The organism is Amycolatopsis plumensis (assembly GCF_042652605.1).
Taxonomy (GTDB): Bacteria; Actinomycetota; Actinomycetes; order Mycobacteriales; family Pseudonocardiaceae; genus Amycolatopsis; species Amycolatopsis plumensis.
Map to the genome: position 1 here is coordinate 4,331,237 of NZ_JBHSJY010000001.1, position 15,897 is coordinate 4,347,133.

A 15,897-nucleotide genomic window follows, 5' to 3' on the forward strand; every position below is an offset into this window, starting at 1 on the left:
CGAACCCGTGCGGACGGTGACGAAGCGCAGGTGGCAGGTGGCGCTCGACGTCGCCCTCGGGGTGTTCCTCGCGTTCATCGTCGTCGTGGGCACGCTGGGCACCCGGTCGTACTGGGAGCTCGCCGGCGGTCTCGCGGTCGTGGCCGGCTCGGTGGTGACCGCCCGGCGGTACCCGGCCGTCTCGCTCGGCATCGCGCTGGCCGGGACGCTGGCCGTGCCGTTCCCCCTCGGCGACCACGTGCCCGCGTGGGTGATCTTCGTGCTGGTCGCGATGAGCTACCAGGCCGGGCTGCGGATGCCGCGGGCCCGTCCCGGGATCCTGACCGGCGTGGCCTGCACGGTCCTGGGGCTTCCGCTCTCGCTCGCGTTCGGCCCGGACGGCCTGGGGGACTGGGCGCAGATGGTCGCGATGCTCGTCTTCGCCGGGCTGTCGCCGTGGCTGCTCGGCCGGTACATCCGGGTCCGCGGCGAGCTCGCCCGCACCGGCTGGCGCCGGGCCGAGGAGATGGAGAGCAGGCAGCGGCTGGTCGCCGAGCAGGCCCGGCTGCGCGAGCGCGCGCGGATCGCCAGCGACATGCACGACTCGCTGGGGCACGAGCTGAGCCTGATCGCCGTCCGCGCGGCCGCCCTGGAGGTCGCGAGCGGGCTCGACGACGCCCAGCGCGACGCCGCCGCGCAGCTGCGGACCAGCGCCGCGACCGCGACCGAGCGGCTGCGCGAGATCATCGGCGTGCTGCGGGAGGACGCCGCGCCGGTGGAACCGGTGCAGGGCGACCTCGGCGAGCTGATCGCCAGGGCGCGGGCGTCCGGGTTGCTGATCGAGTCCACGGTGGACACGGCCGACGTGCCCCCGATGGTCGCCCGCGCCGCATACCGGGTGGTGCAGGAAGCCCTGACGAACGTGGCGAAGCACGCGCCGGGCGCCGCTGTCACCGTCCGCGTGGCCAGTACCGGTGCGCGGACCGACGTCAGCGTGGTCAACGCGCCGCCGCCCGCCGGGCCGCTGCCCGGTGCCGCGTCCGGGCACGTCGGGCTGATCGGCCTGCGCGAGCGCGTCCGGCTCGTCGGCGGCACGCTGCGGGCCGGCCCCGACGCCGGTGGGTTCGCCGTCACCGCGACGCTGCCGCACGGGGCAGGCCCGGCCGAGCCGGATGCCGCGGCGGACGACGAGGACGGGCGGTCGACGTCGGCGCGGGCGCTCGAACTCGCCCGGCGGGACGTGCGCCGCAGCCTGATCCAGGCGGTCGCCGTCCCGCTCGGGCTGTTCGCGGTGGTGCTCGCGATCGCCGGGATCGCGTTCCTCTACCAGTGGAACTCGTCGGAGCTGCCGTCCGGCGTCTACGACCGGCTGCGGATCGGGCAGCCGCGGGCCGAGGTGGCGCCGCAGCTGCCGGACAACCAGCGCGTCGCGCGGCCGGTGCGGGGTGAGCCGCCGCTGCCGGCCGTGCCCGGTGCCGTCTGCGAGTACTACGGCACGGGAAGATCGTGGCTCGACAACGACTACGCCGCCTACCGGCTGTGTTTCGCCGATGGGAGACTGGTCGCCAAGGACAGGTTCGCCGAGGGGGCATCGTGATCAGGGTCGTGCTGGCCGACGACGAAGCGATGATGCGGGCGGGGGTGGCGGCGATCCTCGCCGCGGACTCCGGGATCGAGGTCGTCGCCGAAGCCGCCGACGGCCGGGAAGCGGTCTCGCAGGTCCTCGCCACGCACCCCGACGTCGTGCTGCTGGACATCCGCATGCCCGGCCTGGACGGCTTGGGCGCGGCCGCCGAGATCCGGCGGCTGCGGCCCGCGACCGGCGTGATCATGCTGACCACGTTCGGCGAGGACGACTACATCGAGCGCGCCCTCGGCCTCGGCGCCGGCGGCTTCCTGCTGAAGTCGGGCGACCCGCGCGAGCTGCTGGCCGGCATCCACGCCGTCGCCGGCGGGGCCGCGTTCCTCTCGCCGAAGGTGGCGCAGCGGGTGATCGCCCGGCTCTCCGGCGGGCAGCTGGCGCGCGCCGCCGCGGCCCGCGAGCGGATCAGCGCGCTGACCCCGCGCGAGCGCGAAGTGCTGACCCTGCTGGGTTCCGGACTGTCCAATGCGGACATCGCGGCGAAGATGTTCGTGGTCGAGGGCACGGTGAAGGCGCACGTGAGCACCATCCTGACCCGGCTCGGCGCGAAGAACCGGGTGCAGGCGGCGATCACGGCGTACGAGGCGGGACTGGTCGGGGGAGACGCGGCGGCGTCCACCCCGTGATCCCCACGCCGACGCGGGCGGTGGCCGTGGCCGGCAGGCACCGCAGCACGGCCGTGCGCACGGTGGTGGCGACCGGGTTGGCCAGCTGCGGCCCGAGCTTGCCCAGCCGGACCGACTCCCGGACGACCCGCTGGCTGCGAGGCCGTCGCTGCCGGTCGTAGCTCGAGAGGGCGGTGTCCACGTCCTGTGTGGACACCACGTGAGCGAGCACGACGGCGTCCTCGATGGCCTGGCAGCCGCCTTGCCCGAGGAACGGTGGCATGGCGTGGGCGGCGTCGCCGAGCAGCGCGATCCGGCCGCGCGTGTAGGCCGGCAGCGGCGTGCCGAGGTAGTGGAGGTCGTGGTGCAGCACGGCTTCCGGCGGGGTGGCGGCCAGGAGCGCCGGGATCGGGTCGTGCCAGTTCTCGAAGGCGTGGCGCAGGTCGGCTCGGCGGGTGCCGGGGGCGGCGAGGGTGGAGATCCACCAGTAGACGTCGCCGCCGGTCAGCGGCAGGACACCGACCTCGGTGCCGCGGTCGAAGCTGGTGCTCAGGCGGGTGCCGGGCAGGTGCGCGACACCGCGGAACGCCGTGCTGCCCGAGTACACCGGTTCCGGATGCCGCGGGAAGAGCGCGTGGCGGACCGGGCTGTGGATGCCGTCAGCCGCGACGACGAGGTCGGCACGCAGTTCTTCGCGGTCTGTGCGGACCAGGCCGTCTTCGCGGACTTCGGTGACTTCTTCGCCGGTGCGCAGGCTTTCGGCGGGAATCGCGTCGCGGAGGGCGGCGATGAGGTCCCGCCGGTGGATCGCGCCGAGCGGCCGCCCGTGCCGTCGTTCGAACTCGGCGGCGTCGAAGCGGGTGATCCGGCGGCCGCGCCGGTCGCGGAAACCGCCTTCGGTCTGCACGGCCAGGCGGTCCCCGAGGTCGACGCCGAGTTCGTCGAGGCTGCGCAGGGCGTTCGGCCAGAGTGAGATCCCGGCGCCGACGTCGCCGAACTCGGGTGCTTTCTCCAGGACGGTGACCGTCCAGCCGACCCGGTGCAGCCCCGCGGCCGCCGCCAGTCCGCCGATACCGCCGCCGATCACGGTCGCGTGCATGACGTCCTCCCCTACAGGTGTAGAGGACTCTACACCTGTAGGGTGCGGGCCGTGGAGCGGATGGATGTGATCGCCGACGCAGCGATCTCGGTGATCGCGACCGACGGCATGCGCGGGCTGACCCACCGGGCGGTGGACCGGGCGGCGGGCCTGCCGGTGGGATCGACGTCGTACTACGCGCGCACGCGGGCGGCGCTGCTGGAGCTCACGATCGCCCGGATCGTGGCCCTCGACCAGCCGGTTTCGCGACCGTCGGCGTCGCTGGCGGAGTTCGTGGCGGGGTATGCGTACGAAGCGATCACTTCGGGCCGGACGCGGATGCTGGCGCGGTACGAGTTCGCGCTGGAGGCGACGCGGCGCCCGGAGCTGCGCGCGGTGTACGACGAGGGGGGTCTGCAGATCCGCCGCCTCGCGGCTTCGGCGCTGGAGGCGGCGGGGTCGTCAGCTCCCGAGCGGCACGCGAGGATCGTGGTGGACTGGATGGAGGGGACGATCTTCGGGGCGCTGGCCGGGACCGGATCGCTGGCGCCGCCCGGCTTGGAGGAGCTGGTCGAGAGCGCCGGGGAGATCCTCGCGGGGATCGGCGTGGCGTGATTCGGGCCGACCCCCGCGGGGGCGCCCCCCGTTTTCCACGCTACCGGAGGGCACCGACAATTCCGGATTTCCCGCTGGGGGCTCAGGCGTCGCGGCGGCGCAGGACCGCCGTCCCCGCCAGCAGTGCCCCCGCTGCCCAAGCCGCACAGATCAGCAGCCCCACCCAAGGGGCATACGGCGCCGCCGTCATCGTGATCGGGTTGGGCTGGCCCGCCTCGACCATGGCGTTCACCCCCGCGATGCCCGGGAAGTACGGCATCGCCTCCGGCAGGCCCAGCGAGGCCACAATCAGCGGCAGCGGGACCAGCAGCACGATCACCGACACCAGCGTCCCGGCCGCGCTGCGCAGCGCCCAGCCGATTCCCGTGCACAGCAAGCCCAGCAGCGCGAAGTAGCCGCCCATGCCGGACGCGGTCGTGAAGCCCGCCTCGAACGACGTCGGCAGGCCGTGGCCGTTCATCACCGCGGTCGCCAGGGCCATTCCGGCGCACGACAGGAGCACGCCGTACGCAAAGAGGACCGGGGCCAGCACCGCCGCCTTCGCCAGGACCACCCGGGAGCGGACCGGAGTCCACAGCAGCGTCGACCGGATGCCCCCGCCCGCGTATTCGCTCGTCACGAACAGCGTGGCCAGCGCGATCACCGCGAACTGGGTCAGGTAGAAGCCGCCGCCCAGTGCGATCGTGTGGGCGCCCTGCGGCTGGTCGCCGATGCGCTGGGCGATCGCCGACAGCGTTCCGTAGAACAGCATCAGGGCCGTTCCCGCCACCAGGCACCACCAGGTCGCCCGGACCGACCAGAACTTCGTCCACTCGGACGCCACCGCGCCCGGCAGGCCGCCGCCGCGCGCTTCCACCGTCGCCGTCATGCCGAAACCCCGTATTCCACCGAAGAAGCCGTCAGTTCCATGTACGCCTGCTCGAGCGACGCCGTCCGCTCGGCGAGCCCGTGCACGCGGATCCCGAGCTCGTGCACGAGGTCGCCGACACGGGTGACGGCGACGCCGTCCACCACCAGTTCGCCCGGCTCGCCCGGGTGCGTCAGGCCGCCTTCGGCACGCAGCCGCGCGTCCAGCGCGTGGCGCTCGCCGTCGGCCGGGACGCGGACCGAAACCGTCGTGCGGGAATGGCCCGCGATGAACTCCGCCACCGGGGCGTCGGCCAGCAGCTTGCCCTTGCCGATCACCACCAGGTGGTCGGCGGTCAGCTGCATCTCGCTCATCAGGTGGCTGGAGACGAACACCGTCCGCCCCTCGGCCGCCAGCGACCGCATCAGCTGCCGCACCCAGCGGACGCCGTCCGGGTCGAGGCCGTTGACCGGCTCGTCGAACAGCAACACCCCCGGGTCACCCAGCAGCGCGCCCGCGATGCCCAGCCGCTGTCCCATGCCGAGGGAGAACTGGCCGGCCCGTTTGCCGGCGACGTCGGACAGCCCGACCGTCGCCAGGACCTCCTCGACGCGGCTCGCCGCGATGCCGTTGCTGCGGGCCATGGCCAGCAGGTGCTTCCCGGCGCTGCGGCCCGGGTGCAGCGCCTTGGCGTCGAGCAGCGCCCCCACCTCGCGCAGCGGGTGCCGCAGCTCGGCGTACCGCTTCCCGCCGACCAGGACTTCACCCGCCTGCGGGTGGTCGAGCCCGACGGTCATCCGCATGGTCGTCGACTTCCCGGCCCCGTTGGGACCGAGGAAGCCGGTCACCTGGCCGGGCGCGACGTCGCAGGTGAGCGCGTCGACGACGGTTTTCTCCCCGTAGCGCTTGGTGAGTCCCCTGAGTGTGATCATGCCCCGAAGTCTGCGGCCCGCGGGGGTGCGCGGGCATCGGACGACGGTCGCGGGCCGCCCCCGACTTTCGGCAGGGTTTCAGGTCCGGGGCTTCTCCGCGGCCAGTTTCACCCAGCTGTTCATCTCGCCCTGCTCGATGCGCGTGACCGCGCGGACGAGGGCTTCTTCGCGGGTCGCCGGATCGGCGTACGGTTCCGCGCCGATGTGGTAGAGCCGCCGCTCGGCGTCGATCGCTTCGCGGGCGGCGCTGTACCGGAGGTAGTTGTCCTGCCAGTGGAACACCGACCGCAGGCCCGAACCGACGACGAGCACCGCGCCGATGACGGCCAGCACCACCGTGCTCGCCGGGTTGATCGCGGCGATCACGGGAATGCTGGCGGACAGCGCGATCATCGCCACCTCGGTCGCCTTGTACCACCGCCGCGAGCGGATGGCGTGCGACCGGTACCAGTCGTAGGAGGCGTCGGCCAGCGCCAGTCCCGGCCCGGGAACCCCCTCGCCCATCGGGACCTCCCTGTCAGCGGGCCGCGTACTTCAGCAGCCGCAATCCTTCCAGACGCACGGCTTGCGGGTAAATGGTCCGGTAGATGGCGCAGTTCGGCGAGCGGACGTCGAACCGGCCGGTCGCCCGGAAGGTGGCCGCCGCGCACCCTCCGGAACACCAGTGGCGCCACGTGCAGTCGCGGCAGCCCTGCTTGTCCTCGACGAGCAGGTTCCGGATCCCGCGCGGGTCGGTGCGGACGGCCAGCACCGGGTCGGTGGTCCGGACGTCGCCGATGGTGTCGGAGATTTCCATGTGGCACTTCGCGATCTGCCCGCGCTGGTCGATCACGACGTAGTCGTCGCCGACGCCGCAGGCGCGGCGGCGGGGCGCGAGCAGCTGGCCCCGGTCCAGCACGCAGCCGAGGACGCTCCACCGCGGCAGGTTCTCTTCGATCTCCGCGAACGCCGATTCCAGGCCGGCGAGCATCGCCTGCTCTTCGTAGTGGAGGTCGGCCACGGCGGCCGAGCAGTCGTTGTCCCGGAAGAAGTTGAAGCTGAACGTGAGGTCCCGTTCGAGCGCGAACCGGACGACCGGGCCGATCGCGTCGACGTTCCGGCTCGTGATGGTGATCGAGATGTGCGGCCGCACCCCGGCTTCGAGCAGCCGTCCGATCGTGCGGACCACGAGGTGCGACGAGCGGTGCCCGCCCACCGTGGGGCGCTGGGCGTCGTGCGCCTCCCCGATGCCGTCGAGGGAGATCATCACCCCGATGCCGTGCTCGGTGAGGGCGGCCGCCAGGCGCCGGTTGATCGCGACGCCGTTGCTGAGCAGCACCGCGCTCAGCGTCAACCCGGCCGCGTCGCACCGATCCCGGGCGTACTGGTGCAGATCCAGCAGGACGTCGGCGTTGAGGCTCGCCTCGCCGCCCGCGTATTTGAGGCGCAGCGCGGAAAAACCGTTCCGGACCGCCGAGCGGACGAGCGCGTCCACGGAATCCCGCCCGGTGTCCCGGGTCATGCCTTCGTCGGACTTGCTGACGTAGCAGTAGGGGCACTTGAGGTTGCACTTGTTCGTGACGTGCAGCCAGGCGGTCAGCTGCCGGCTTTCGGCGAACCGGGGATCCGGCGGCGCACCCGCCGGGTGCAGCAGATCGTGCGAGAAAAGGTGACGCGCGGCCGCTTCCGCCGATTCGTCCGCCGCGAGCGCGCCGATCTCCCGAGGGGAGGAGAAAAGCTCGAGAAGGGCGTGGGCGGCCCGGTTGACGATCAGCACCCCGCCGTTCCCGTCCGGGTTGAACAATGCGGTGTGCTCGCCGTCGACCGGGCATTCCACGATCTCCCGCGCGCGCACCAGCGGGACGGCGGGCAAGCCGGCCGCCGTCCGGACGGCACTCCCGCCGCTCGGCGGGCAGGCGCAGTCCTCGCAGCTGTGGACGAGCAGCTCGTGCGCTCCCGGAACGTCCGAACCGGACAGTGCCACAGCGCGCTGGTCGCTGGAATGCATCGCGGATCCCTCTCACTGGCCGGACGGCACCGAACACGCGGGTGGCTTTTGTGCCGCCGGGAGGCGGCGGAGCTTAGTACAGTTGCTCCAGCCGAGCCAGTAAGGACGTCGAACGGCTCTTCGTCGACCAGTCCTCCCGCAATCTTGCGTACCACTGCGCCTGCGTTTCGGTGCTGAGCCGGGAGAACAACTGGTGGAATCTTTCGAACTCGCTGGCGATCGCGGCGGCACCGTGCGATCCCACGCGGCGGTCCGCCAGGGTGCGGAAGCCGAGGGAATAGTGCGTCAGCGCGACGTCGAGCGTCTCCGAGGTGTCACCGTCGAGGTTGTCGTGCAGGATCAGGTGGCCCTGGAGCAGATCCCAGCGCGCCTCGAGATCGGTGTAGTCGTATTCCTCGATCGCCCGCTCGATGTCCGCCACGCGCGATTTGATCAGGGCACGGTAGCGCGGCTCCCGGGTGCGGGTCCAGAGCTGGTACACCAGTTCCAGGTATTCGATGAGGCTGGCCGAGACGAACCAGCCGTCGGCGACCTTCGTGGCCTCGGCGATCGACTTGTCCAGGTAGTCGAGGCCCACGTCGGGGTCGTCGTCGCCGAAGATCCGCCCGGCCCGGTTGAGCGCGGAGGGAAACCACCTGATCGCGTAGTCGCGGCAGATCTCCAGTGAGCGCAGGATGATCTGCTTGGCCTGGGTGACGGCGTCGGGCAGCAGCTCGTAGCCGGATTCGTGGGCCTGGAAGAGGCAGATGGCCTGTTCCTGGAGAATCATCCCGATCCACGGCCAGTTACGCAGCGTCGAAAAACAGGTCTCCGCCTGGGCGTACGATTCCCACGCCAGGGTGAACTTGCGTTCGTAGCGGTAGATTTCGCCCGAGACGCTGTGGGAGACCGCGAGCTGGTGGTCCGAGCCCAGCCGCCGCCGCACGGCGATCGCGCTTTCGATGAGGTTGCGGGCGTCGTCGTACTGGCCGTGCAGCGCCTTGAGGTACGCCCAGTTCGCCTGGATGGAGGCGAGCTCCTCCCGGTCGGCGCTCGGACGGCCCGGCCCGACGACCGCGGCGATCACCTCGTAGGCCCGCTGGTAGTACTCGTCGGCCTGCTTCCACCGGCCGAGGTTCCTGGTGTAGTACCCGAGTTCCTTGTACGCCTGGGCCTGCCGGTGCTCGCGTTCCGGTGAGGGCAGCTCGCCCGCGTGCCGCAGCGCCAGGTCGAAGTGGTGCTTGGCCACCTCGACCTGCCCGGGGATGCCCATCCAGGCGTTGCCGCGCTCGTTGGCCAGCCGGTACCGCAGGTCGGGGTCGGCCTGCCCCTCCGGCAGCCGGTCGAGCAGCGACAGCGCGGCCCTGGACTGCGCGTTGTTGGTGAGGAACTGCGCGATCCTGATCCCGATGTCGAGGTACCGCAGCGGCATCGTGGCCAGCCAGGCGCGGAACCGCTCGACGACGACCCCGACCGCGTCCTCCAGCGGCGCCGTTTCCGACGACGGCGGCAGGAACCGTTCGAGCTCGTGGCACGCCAGCTCCTGGAAGTGCAGGTCGTGCTGGGCGGCGGCGCTGCTGAACGCGCCGAGGAACAGCTCGGTGCCGGACTCGAAGTCGCTCAGCAGCCGGTAGTAGAGCGCGGCGGTGCGCAGCTGGTCGAACTCGCGTTTCCGGATGTCCAGCTCGGCGACCCGGCGGAACACGGCGTGGTCGGGCTCGTCACCGGTGTCGAACACGGTGGACAGCTCGCCGACCACGGCCTCGTACTCTTCGCCGACGAGGCTCTCGTAGGCGGCGAAGGCCTTGCGCCACATCAGGTGGCGCCACGTCTCGTCCTGGTCGTGCAGCGGGACCAGCCGCAGGCACAGCTCTTCGGCGAGGGCGTCGTGCAGGGTGACGTACCGGGCGTTGGCCCGGCGGCGGATCCACGGACGCCGGCACAGCTGCTGCCACGCCTGGTCCCAGTCTTCGGCGCCGTCGGGCAGGTCCTGGTCGTCCATCAGGAGCCGCCACACCCGCTGGTCGATGCTGTGGCGGACGACCGCGAGCCGTTTGATGGCCTCCGACCAGAAGTCGGCGCTGCGGTAGGGCGTGACCAGCCGGCGCCGGAAGGCCTCGCGCAGGGGGCCGTCGCACGGCCGGCCGTCGGCCATCTCCGGGGGCGGGTCGCGTTTCTGCAGGTAGTCGACGGCGAGCGCGAGCCAGAGCGGGTGGCCCGCGGTCAGGTCGGCCAGCCGTTCCTTCTGCTCGGCGGTGAGAGCGCCCCCGAGCACGCTCGCGTCGAGGAACCCGATGGCGTCGTCGTGGCTGAAGCCGCGAAGCTCCCGCTGGACCACCGGGAGCGGGTTGCCGGGGTCGTCGAGGAGTTCGCGGATGGGGTCACGCCCGTCCCAGCCGGTCGCGGGCCGCCCCGACAGCACGAAGAGGGTGGCCGGGAGACGGCGCATCCACTGGGTGAGCGTGATCAGCAGGTAGGTGCTGCGGATCGTCTCGACCGTGTCCAAGGTGATCACCACGGTCGCGCCGGTCTGTTCGACGAAGCCGGTGTAGCACTGCACGAACAGCTCGCGCATGCGCCGGTGGTGGCTGGCGATGGTGTCCCGGCCGATCCGGCGGGCCGAGTACTGCGGCAGCTGGGACAGGTAGGTGAGGAAGGGGCCGAAGAACTCCAGGCCGGGGTCCAGCTCCTCGGCGACCACCCGCTGCAGGTTCTCCAGCAGCCAGAACTCCGAGTCGTCGATGTCGATCGGGGTGATCCAGTGCGTGCGGCGGTCCGGTCCGCCGAGCGCGGCCAGCGCCCGGACCATCCGGGTCTTGCCCACCCCGCCGACCCCGTAGACCAGCAGGACGCTGCTGCGGCGGCTGGAGCGGACCAAGTCCACCTGGTCCAGGAGCTCCCGCTCCTCCCGGCGCGGCACGTAGTCGGTGACGGGCGTCGGCTGCATCAGCCACCTCCGGAGACGGTTTCGCCGAGCGTGCGGACAACGTCGTCGAACAGGCCTTCGTACGGGCGCAGGAGCGAGGCGAACTCGAAGTCGGCACCGAGCTTCTGCATGACGTAGCGGCTGAACTCCGCGGGGCTGAACCGCTCCGGCCTGCGGAAAGCCGTCGCCAGCTCGACCGTGGCGGCCAGGAGCTTCGGCCGCAGGTCCTGGTGCTCCTCCAGGCGGAGCTTCGTGGTTTCGTGCCACAGGCACTCGATCAGCACGACGCCCTGTTCGACACCGGCGGGGGTCACCGCCCACTTCTCGTAGAAGTCCCGTGCCGCCACGTGCGCCCGGAGCCGCGCCGGCGTGTCCGGGTGGTAGTACCGGTACAGCAGCCGCCGGATCGGCGGGTTGAGCACCTGCCACAGCTCTTCGGACGGGCTCGCCAGCAGCGCGGTCCGGCTCATCGCCTCCCACAGCCCGGTTTCGTCCCACCCCGCCGCCCGCAGCGCGTCCGCGAGCTCGGCGTCGTGCTCGATGTGGTGACGCAGGTGCGACTGCGTGAAGATGCGGTAGGGCACGATCGCCCGCAACGTCAGCTCGAGGGCCGTCTTGCGGTCGGAGAGCCGGTCGCCGCCGAAGGGCAGGAGGCTGTCCGCGGCGAGCAGGTCTTCGCTGATGTACGGGCGGGCGACCGTGTCGAAGACACCCTGGTGGCCGTTCTCGCAGTCGGTGAGCCGCATGAACGCGGTCTCCTCCGCCCACCGGAGGCCCTTGACCAGCAGGGCGGGCAGGCCCTCGCTGAGCTGGTGGAGCCCTTCGGCCCAGCGGTTCAGCCGGTCGGCGCCGAAGCTGCGCTTGAACTCGTGCAGGGCCTGCCGGACGACGCTCACCGTGAACTCGGTCAGCGGGAGGGACTGGAAGAGCACCGAGGAACCACCCGAACTGCGGAAACCCTGCCATTCGTCCTGGCGGCGCGTGCCGACCACCACGCTCATCCGCGTGTTCTCGTTGCCGCTGTCGCCGACGAGCTCGTAGATCTCCGTCAGCTCCCGGCGCAGCTGGTGCGCGGCCGGCTGTTCCAGCAGCTCGGCGCTGTCGAGCAGGAAGAGCTGGCGGCACGAGCGGTTGCTGACGGCCGCCGCGGCCCGGTAGCGGTCCTCTTCGGTGAAGGGACCGGCGGGTTCGGCCACGTCCAGGAGCTGGCACAGCACCTTGGCCCAGTCGGCGCGGTGGCCGGCCGGGAGGTTGCGCAGGTCGATCAGCCGGGCCCGCCAGTCGCCTTCCTTGAGCTCCCACAGCAGCCGGTGGAGGAACCACGACTTCCCCATGCGCGGCGGCGAAACGACGAGCCAGAAGTCGTCCGTTCCGGTGGTGCCCAGCGTGGTGCGGATGCGCGTGAGCTCGTCCGTGCGGTTGCGGAACACGTTGGGCGGCGTGCCGTTGGTGCCGCTTTCGGCGGGCGCCGGCCGGTCCCGTTCCAGCACGGCCAGCGCCCGGCCCAGCTTGCCCTCGTCGACCGGCTCCTTCAGGTCGGCCCAGGCGTAGGTCCGCAGGAACCCGGTCCCGTCGATCTTCGTCGGGGCGACTTCGAAGACGTAAACGAATTGCCGCTTCAGCTGTTCTTCGCGGTGGAAAGCCACATCGCGTTCCCGGGCGCACCACGTCGAAGCGAGACCGGCCGGGGAAATCAGGGCGACGAAGATGTCGGCGATTTCGATTTCGGTCTGGAGCCGCTCGACGAACCGTTCGGCCTGGTTTTCGGGATCCTCCCAGCGGAAGACTTCGAGACCCGAGGCACGCAACCGGTCGGCGACCCGTCCGGCGACCGCGGCGTCCGCCTCGGTGTAGCTGAGGAAGACACGGGTCACCGGCTGCCCCCGGCCGTCTGGTCGCCCGCCTTCGCCGTCGCCACCGTACCTCCCTCTTCGCGGGTGACCCACGCCCGCGCCGCCCCACGAAGTCGCGCGCGGGGTGTTCCACGTTACCGAAGGGAACCGTTTCGATACAGAGCGGGAATGCAGCCGAAGTCCGCGAAGATCATTTGTGGTCGGGCCCTTCCGGGGATCAGCCGCGGCGGCGGGTGTGCCGGGTCGGGACGGCGGCGGCCGGGTCCTCCGGCCAGGGGTGCTTCGGGTAGCGGCCGCGCAGGTCGGCCCGCACGGCCGGGTAGCCGGACGTCCAGAAGGACGCGAGGTCGGCGGTGATCGCGGCCGGGCGGCCGGCGGGGGAGAGCAGGTGCAGCACCACCGGGACGCCGGCGAGCACCGGGGTTTCGGTCCAGCCGAAGGTCTCCTGGAGCTTGACGGCCAGGACGGGCTGGTCGCCGCGGTAGTCGACGCGGATGTGCGACCCCGACGGCACTTCGAGGCGGTCCGGGGCGAGGTCGTCGAGGTTCGCCGCTTCCGGCCAGGGGAGCAGGGCCTTCAGGGCGGTGCCCGCGTTGATCGCCGCCAGGTCGGCTCTCCGGCGGGCGGTCCCGAGGTCCAGCCAGCTGTCCACATCGGACAGCAGGGCGGCGTCGTCGACCGGGGGCCACGGCGGGCCGAGGACGCGGTGCAGGAACGCCATCCGTTCGCGCAGGCGGGTCGCGTCCTGGCTCCACTTGAGCAGGCCGAGTCCCTCGGATTTCAGGCCGGCGACGAGGGCGTCGCGGACGTCGGCTTCGCGCAGCGGTTTCTCGGACAGGACGATGGCGCCGAGCTTGCGGACCCGCCGGGCGACGACATCGCCGTCCCAGGTGACTTCGTCCACTTCGGACACTGTGCCGGCGCGGACCGCGAGGGCTTCGTCGGCGGCCGCGGCGAGGCGGATGGTGCCGTGGACGCGGCCGGGATCGCGGGTGGCTTCGGCGACGGCCAGCCACTCGGCGTCGAGGCCGCTGCCGGGCGGCAGTTCGGCGGCGGTGCCGCCGGCCATGAGGTAGACGGGCGCGCCACCGGGCCGCCGTCTGGCGAGCCGCTCGGGGTGCGCGAGGGCGACGACCAGGGCGGGATCGGGCTTTCCCGTACCGGTGACGAGCTTGGCGAGGCGGTCGGCCTCCCGCTTCCAGCGGCGCGCGCCCTCGTCGCCGGCCGAGCGCAGGCGGCGCAGCTCCGCGGCCACGTCCGTCAGCGTTCCGCCGGCATCGAGCAGTGCCACCACTTCGGCGGCGTTCCGCGCGCCCACTTCCGAAGCCCCGTCCAGCAACGCCCGCGCCAGCCGGGGGTGCAGGCCGAGCTCGGCCATCCGGCGCCCGCGCGGGGTCACCGCTCCCGCGGGGTCCGTCGCGCCCAGCGTCACCAGCAGCGCCCGGGCCGCCGCCAGCGCGCCTTCACCGGGCGGGTCCCACCAGGCCAGCCCGCTGCCGTCCGGCGTCGACCAGCAGGCCAGCTCCAGTGCCAGCCGGGCCAGCTCGGCCGTGCGGATCTCCGGCTCCGGGTACGCCGGGAGCGTCGCCTGCTCGTGCTCGGCCCAGCAGCGGTACGCCCGCCCCGGCGCCTCGCGCCCCGCGCGGCCGGACCGCTGCGCGGCCACCGCGGCCGAAACCCGCACCGTCGCCAGCCCCGGCAGGCCGCGCCGGTGGTCGACCCGGGGCACGCGCGCCAGGCCCGAGTCCACCACCGCGCGCACGCCCGGCACCGTCAGGCTCGACTCCGCCACCGCCGTCGCCAGCACCACCCGGCGCCGGTCGCGCGGCCGCAGCGCGTCGTCCTGGTGCGCCGCGGACAAGCGGCCGTGCAGCGGCAGGACGTCCACAGTGTCCAATCCGGACTGCCGCAGCAGTCCCGCAGTGCGGGCGATCTCCGCGGCGCCGGGCAGGAAGGCCAGCACATCGCCGTCGCCGTCGGACAACGCCGTCCGCACCGCCCGCGCGACACAGGCCTCGACGCGCTCGCCGCGCGCGGGCGGGACGTACGAGAACTCCACCGGGTAGGTCCGGGCCGTCGCCGTCACCACCGGGGCGTCGCCGAGCAGGGCCGCGAGCCGCCCGGACGCGACCGTCGCCGACGTCGCCAGCAGCCGCAGGTCTTCACGCAGCCCGGCCCGGACGTCCAGGAGCAGCGCGAGCAGCAGGTCCGCGTCCAGGTGCCGCTCGTGGCACTCGTCGAGCAGCACCGTCGAGACGCCCGGCAGCTCCGGGTCGCCCTGCACGCGCCGCACCAGCAGCCCCGACGTCACGACCTCGATGCGGGTCCGCGCGGACACCTTCCGGTCGCCGCGCACGGCGTACCCGACGGTCTCGCCGACCGGTTCGCCCAGCAGCGCGGCCATCCGCGCCGCCGCCGCGCGGGCCGCCAGCCGCCGCGGCTCGGCCACCACGACCCGGCCGCCGTCCGCCGCCAGTGCCAGCGGGACCAGCGTCGTCTTCCCCGTGCCGGGCGGCGCCACGAGCACCGCGGCACCGCGGGCGTCCAGCGCGGCGACGACGTCGGGCAGCACGGACCGGACCGGCAGGTCGGGCAGCTTCACTTCGGCGTGACCTCGGGGGGCGGGGGCAGCGGGTAGCCGGACGGGCCGATGTTCGCGTTGAGCGAGCGCAGCCATTCTCCGGAGGAGATCATCTTCCGGATCGCGTCGTCGACCGCGGACACCCCCTGCGTGTCGTCCTTGCGCAGGCCGATGCCGTAGTTCTCCTTCGAGAACGGCTTCCCGACGATCTTCAGCAGCTCCGGGTCGCGGGCGACGTAGCCGGCCAGGATCACCGCGTCGGTGGTCACCGCGTCGATCTGCCCGGCGAGCAGGGCGGTCACGCAGTCGGAGTACCGCGGGTACTCGACCAGCTGGACGGCCTGGGCGTACTTGTCCTTCACCTGCTGCGCCGGCGTCGACCCGGTGACCGAGCACAGCCGTCGGCCGTTGAGCGCCTCCGGCCCGGCGATGTCGGCCGACGTCCGCCGCACCAGCAGGTCCTGGCCGGTGGTGAAGTACGGGCCGGCGAACGACACGACCTGCTTGCGCTTGTCGGTGATCGAATAGCTCGCCACGACCAGGTCGACGGCGCCGGAGGTGAGGTCCGTCTCCCGCGTCGCCGACGTCGTCTCGCGCCAGGTGATGTCCTTCTTGGCCACGCCGAGCTCACTCGCGACGAAAGTCGCGACATCGACGTCGAACCCGACGAACCGGCCGTCGACGGTGTGCTCCGAGAGCCCCGGCGCGTCGAACCGGATGCCGATGGTCAGGTGATCCGTGGCACTCGCCCGGGTGACGAGCGAGTCGCTCGGCGACACGTGCTTCGGACCGCAGGCCGACGCGGTGACCAGCAGCAACGCCGAGCCGAGGAGCGTGCGCCACCGCATCCGGCCGCTCCCTCCGCTGCTGTCC

At 72.4% G+C, this 15,897-nt stretch carries 12 protein-coding genes; 3 read left to right on the top strand and 9 right to left on the bottom strand.

Annotated elements, in window-relative coordinates:
* Positions 1 to 7: 7 nt before the first annotated feature.
* A complete protein-coding gene (locus tag ACFPLC_RS21020; RefSeq protein WP_378200730.1) occupies positions 8 to 1,576 on the top strand; it encodes a sensor histidine kinase in 1,569 nt (522 codons plus the stop codon).
* Positions 1,573 to 2,247 (top strand): response regulator transcription factor, encoded by a 675-nt coding sequence (locus ACFPLC_RS21025; RefSeq protein WP_378200727.1) that lies wholly within the window; start codon positions 1,573 to 1,575, stop codon positions 2,245 to 2,247. Before ACFPLC_RS21020 ends, ACFPLC_RS21025 begins: the two co-directional genes overlap by 4 nt.
* On the opposite strand, the gene ACFPLC_RS21030 is transcribed toward ACFPLC_RS21025, so the two are convergent.
* The gene (locus tag ACFPLC_RS21030; RefSeq protein WP_378200724.1) at positions 2,192 to 3,325 is read right to left on the bottom strand and encodes an FAD-dependent monooxygenase; all 1,134 of its coding nucleotides are present in this window, start codon (positions 3,323 to 3,325) and stop codon (positions 2,192 to 2,194) included. The two genes, ACFPLC_RS21025 and ACFPLC_RS21030, sit on opposite strands and share 56 nt — an antisense overlap.
* Before the next feature lie 60 nt (positions 3,326 to 3,385).
* Here ACFPLC_RS21030 and ACFPLC_RS21035 point away from each other — a divergent pair, with 60 nt between their 5' ends.
* Positions 3,386 to 3,919 carry a TetR/AcrR family transcriptional regulator gene (locus ACFPLC_RS21035; RefSeq protein WP_378200852.1) on the top strand — a complete coding sequence of 178 codons (534 nt, stop codon included), beginning with the start codon at positions 3,386 to 3,388 and terminating at the stop codon, positions 3,917 to 3,919.
* Positions 3,920 to 4,001: 82 nt separating this feature from the next.
* Here the strand turns inward: ACFPLC_RS21035 and ACFPLC_RS21040 are convergent, their stop codons facing one another.
* From ACFPLC_RS21040 to ACFPLC_RS21075, 8 genes are all read right to left on the bottom strand, one after another.
* Positions 4,002 to 4,787, bottom strand: coding sequence for an ABC transporter permease (locus ACFPLC_RS21040; RefSeq protein WP_378200721.1), 786 nt, complete (start codon positions 4,785 to 4,787; stop codon positions 4,002 to 4,004).
* Positions 4,784 to 5,698, bottom strand: coding sequence for an ATP-binding cassette domain-containing protein (locus tag ACFPLC_RS21045; protein ID WP_378200718.1), 915 nt, complete (start codon positions 5,696 to 5,698; stop codon positions 4,784 to 4,786). The genes ACFPLC_RS21040 and ACFPLC_RS21045 overlap by 4 nt, the downstream gene beginning before the upstream one ends.
* A 78-nt stretch (positions 5,699 to 5,776) precedes the next feature.
* Entirely contained in the window at positions 5,777 to 6,202 is a 426-nt protein-coding gene (locus tag ACFPLC_RS21050; RefSeq protein ID WP_378200715.1) for a DUF4231 domain-containing protein, read from the bottom strand.
* 13 nt (positions 6,203 to 6,215) lie between these two features.
* Positions 6,216 to 7,685, bottom strand: coding sequence for a radical SAM protein (locus ACFPLC_RS21055; RefSeq protein ID WP_378200712.1), 1,470 nt, complete (start codon positions 7,683 to 7,685; stop codon positions 6,216 to 6,218).
* A gap of 73 nt (positions 7,686 to 7,758) precedes the next feature.
* The gene (locus ACFPLC_RS21060; RefSeq protein ID WP_378200710.1) at positions 7,759 to 10,611 is read right to left on the bottom strand and encodes a tetratricopeptide repeat protein; all 2,853 of its coding nucleotides are present in this window, start codon (positions 10,609 to 10,611) and stop codon (positions 7,759 to 7,761) included.
* A complete protein-coding gene (locus ACFPLC_RS21065; RefSeq protein WP_378200707.1) occupies positions 10,611 to 12,464 on the bottom strand; it encodes a TIR domain-containing protein in 1,854 nt (617 codons plus the stop codon). Before ACFPLC_RS21065 ends, ACFPLC_RS21060 begins: the two co-directional genes overlap by 1 nt.
* Before the next feature lie 196 nt (positions 12,465 to 12,660).
* Complete coding sequence (gene hrpB / locus ACFPLC_RS21070; RefSeq protein WP_378200705.1) at positions 12,661 to 15,045, bottom strand: ATP-dependent helicase HrpB; 2,385 nt, start codon at positions 15,043 to 15,045, stop codon at positions 12,661 to 12,663.
* The gene (locus ACFPLC_RS21075) at positions 15,042 to 15,872 is read right to left on the bottom strand and encodes a glutamate ABC transporter substrate-binding protein (protein ID WP_378200702.1); all 831 of its coding nucleotides are present in this window, start codon (positions 15,870 to 15,872) and stop codon (positions 15,042 to 15,044) included. Before ACFPLC_RS21075 ends, hrpB begins: the two co-directional genes overlap by 4 nt.
* Between the last annotated feature and the right edge of the window lie 25 nt (positions 15,873 to 15,897).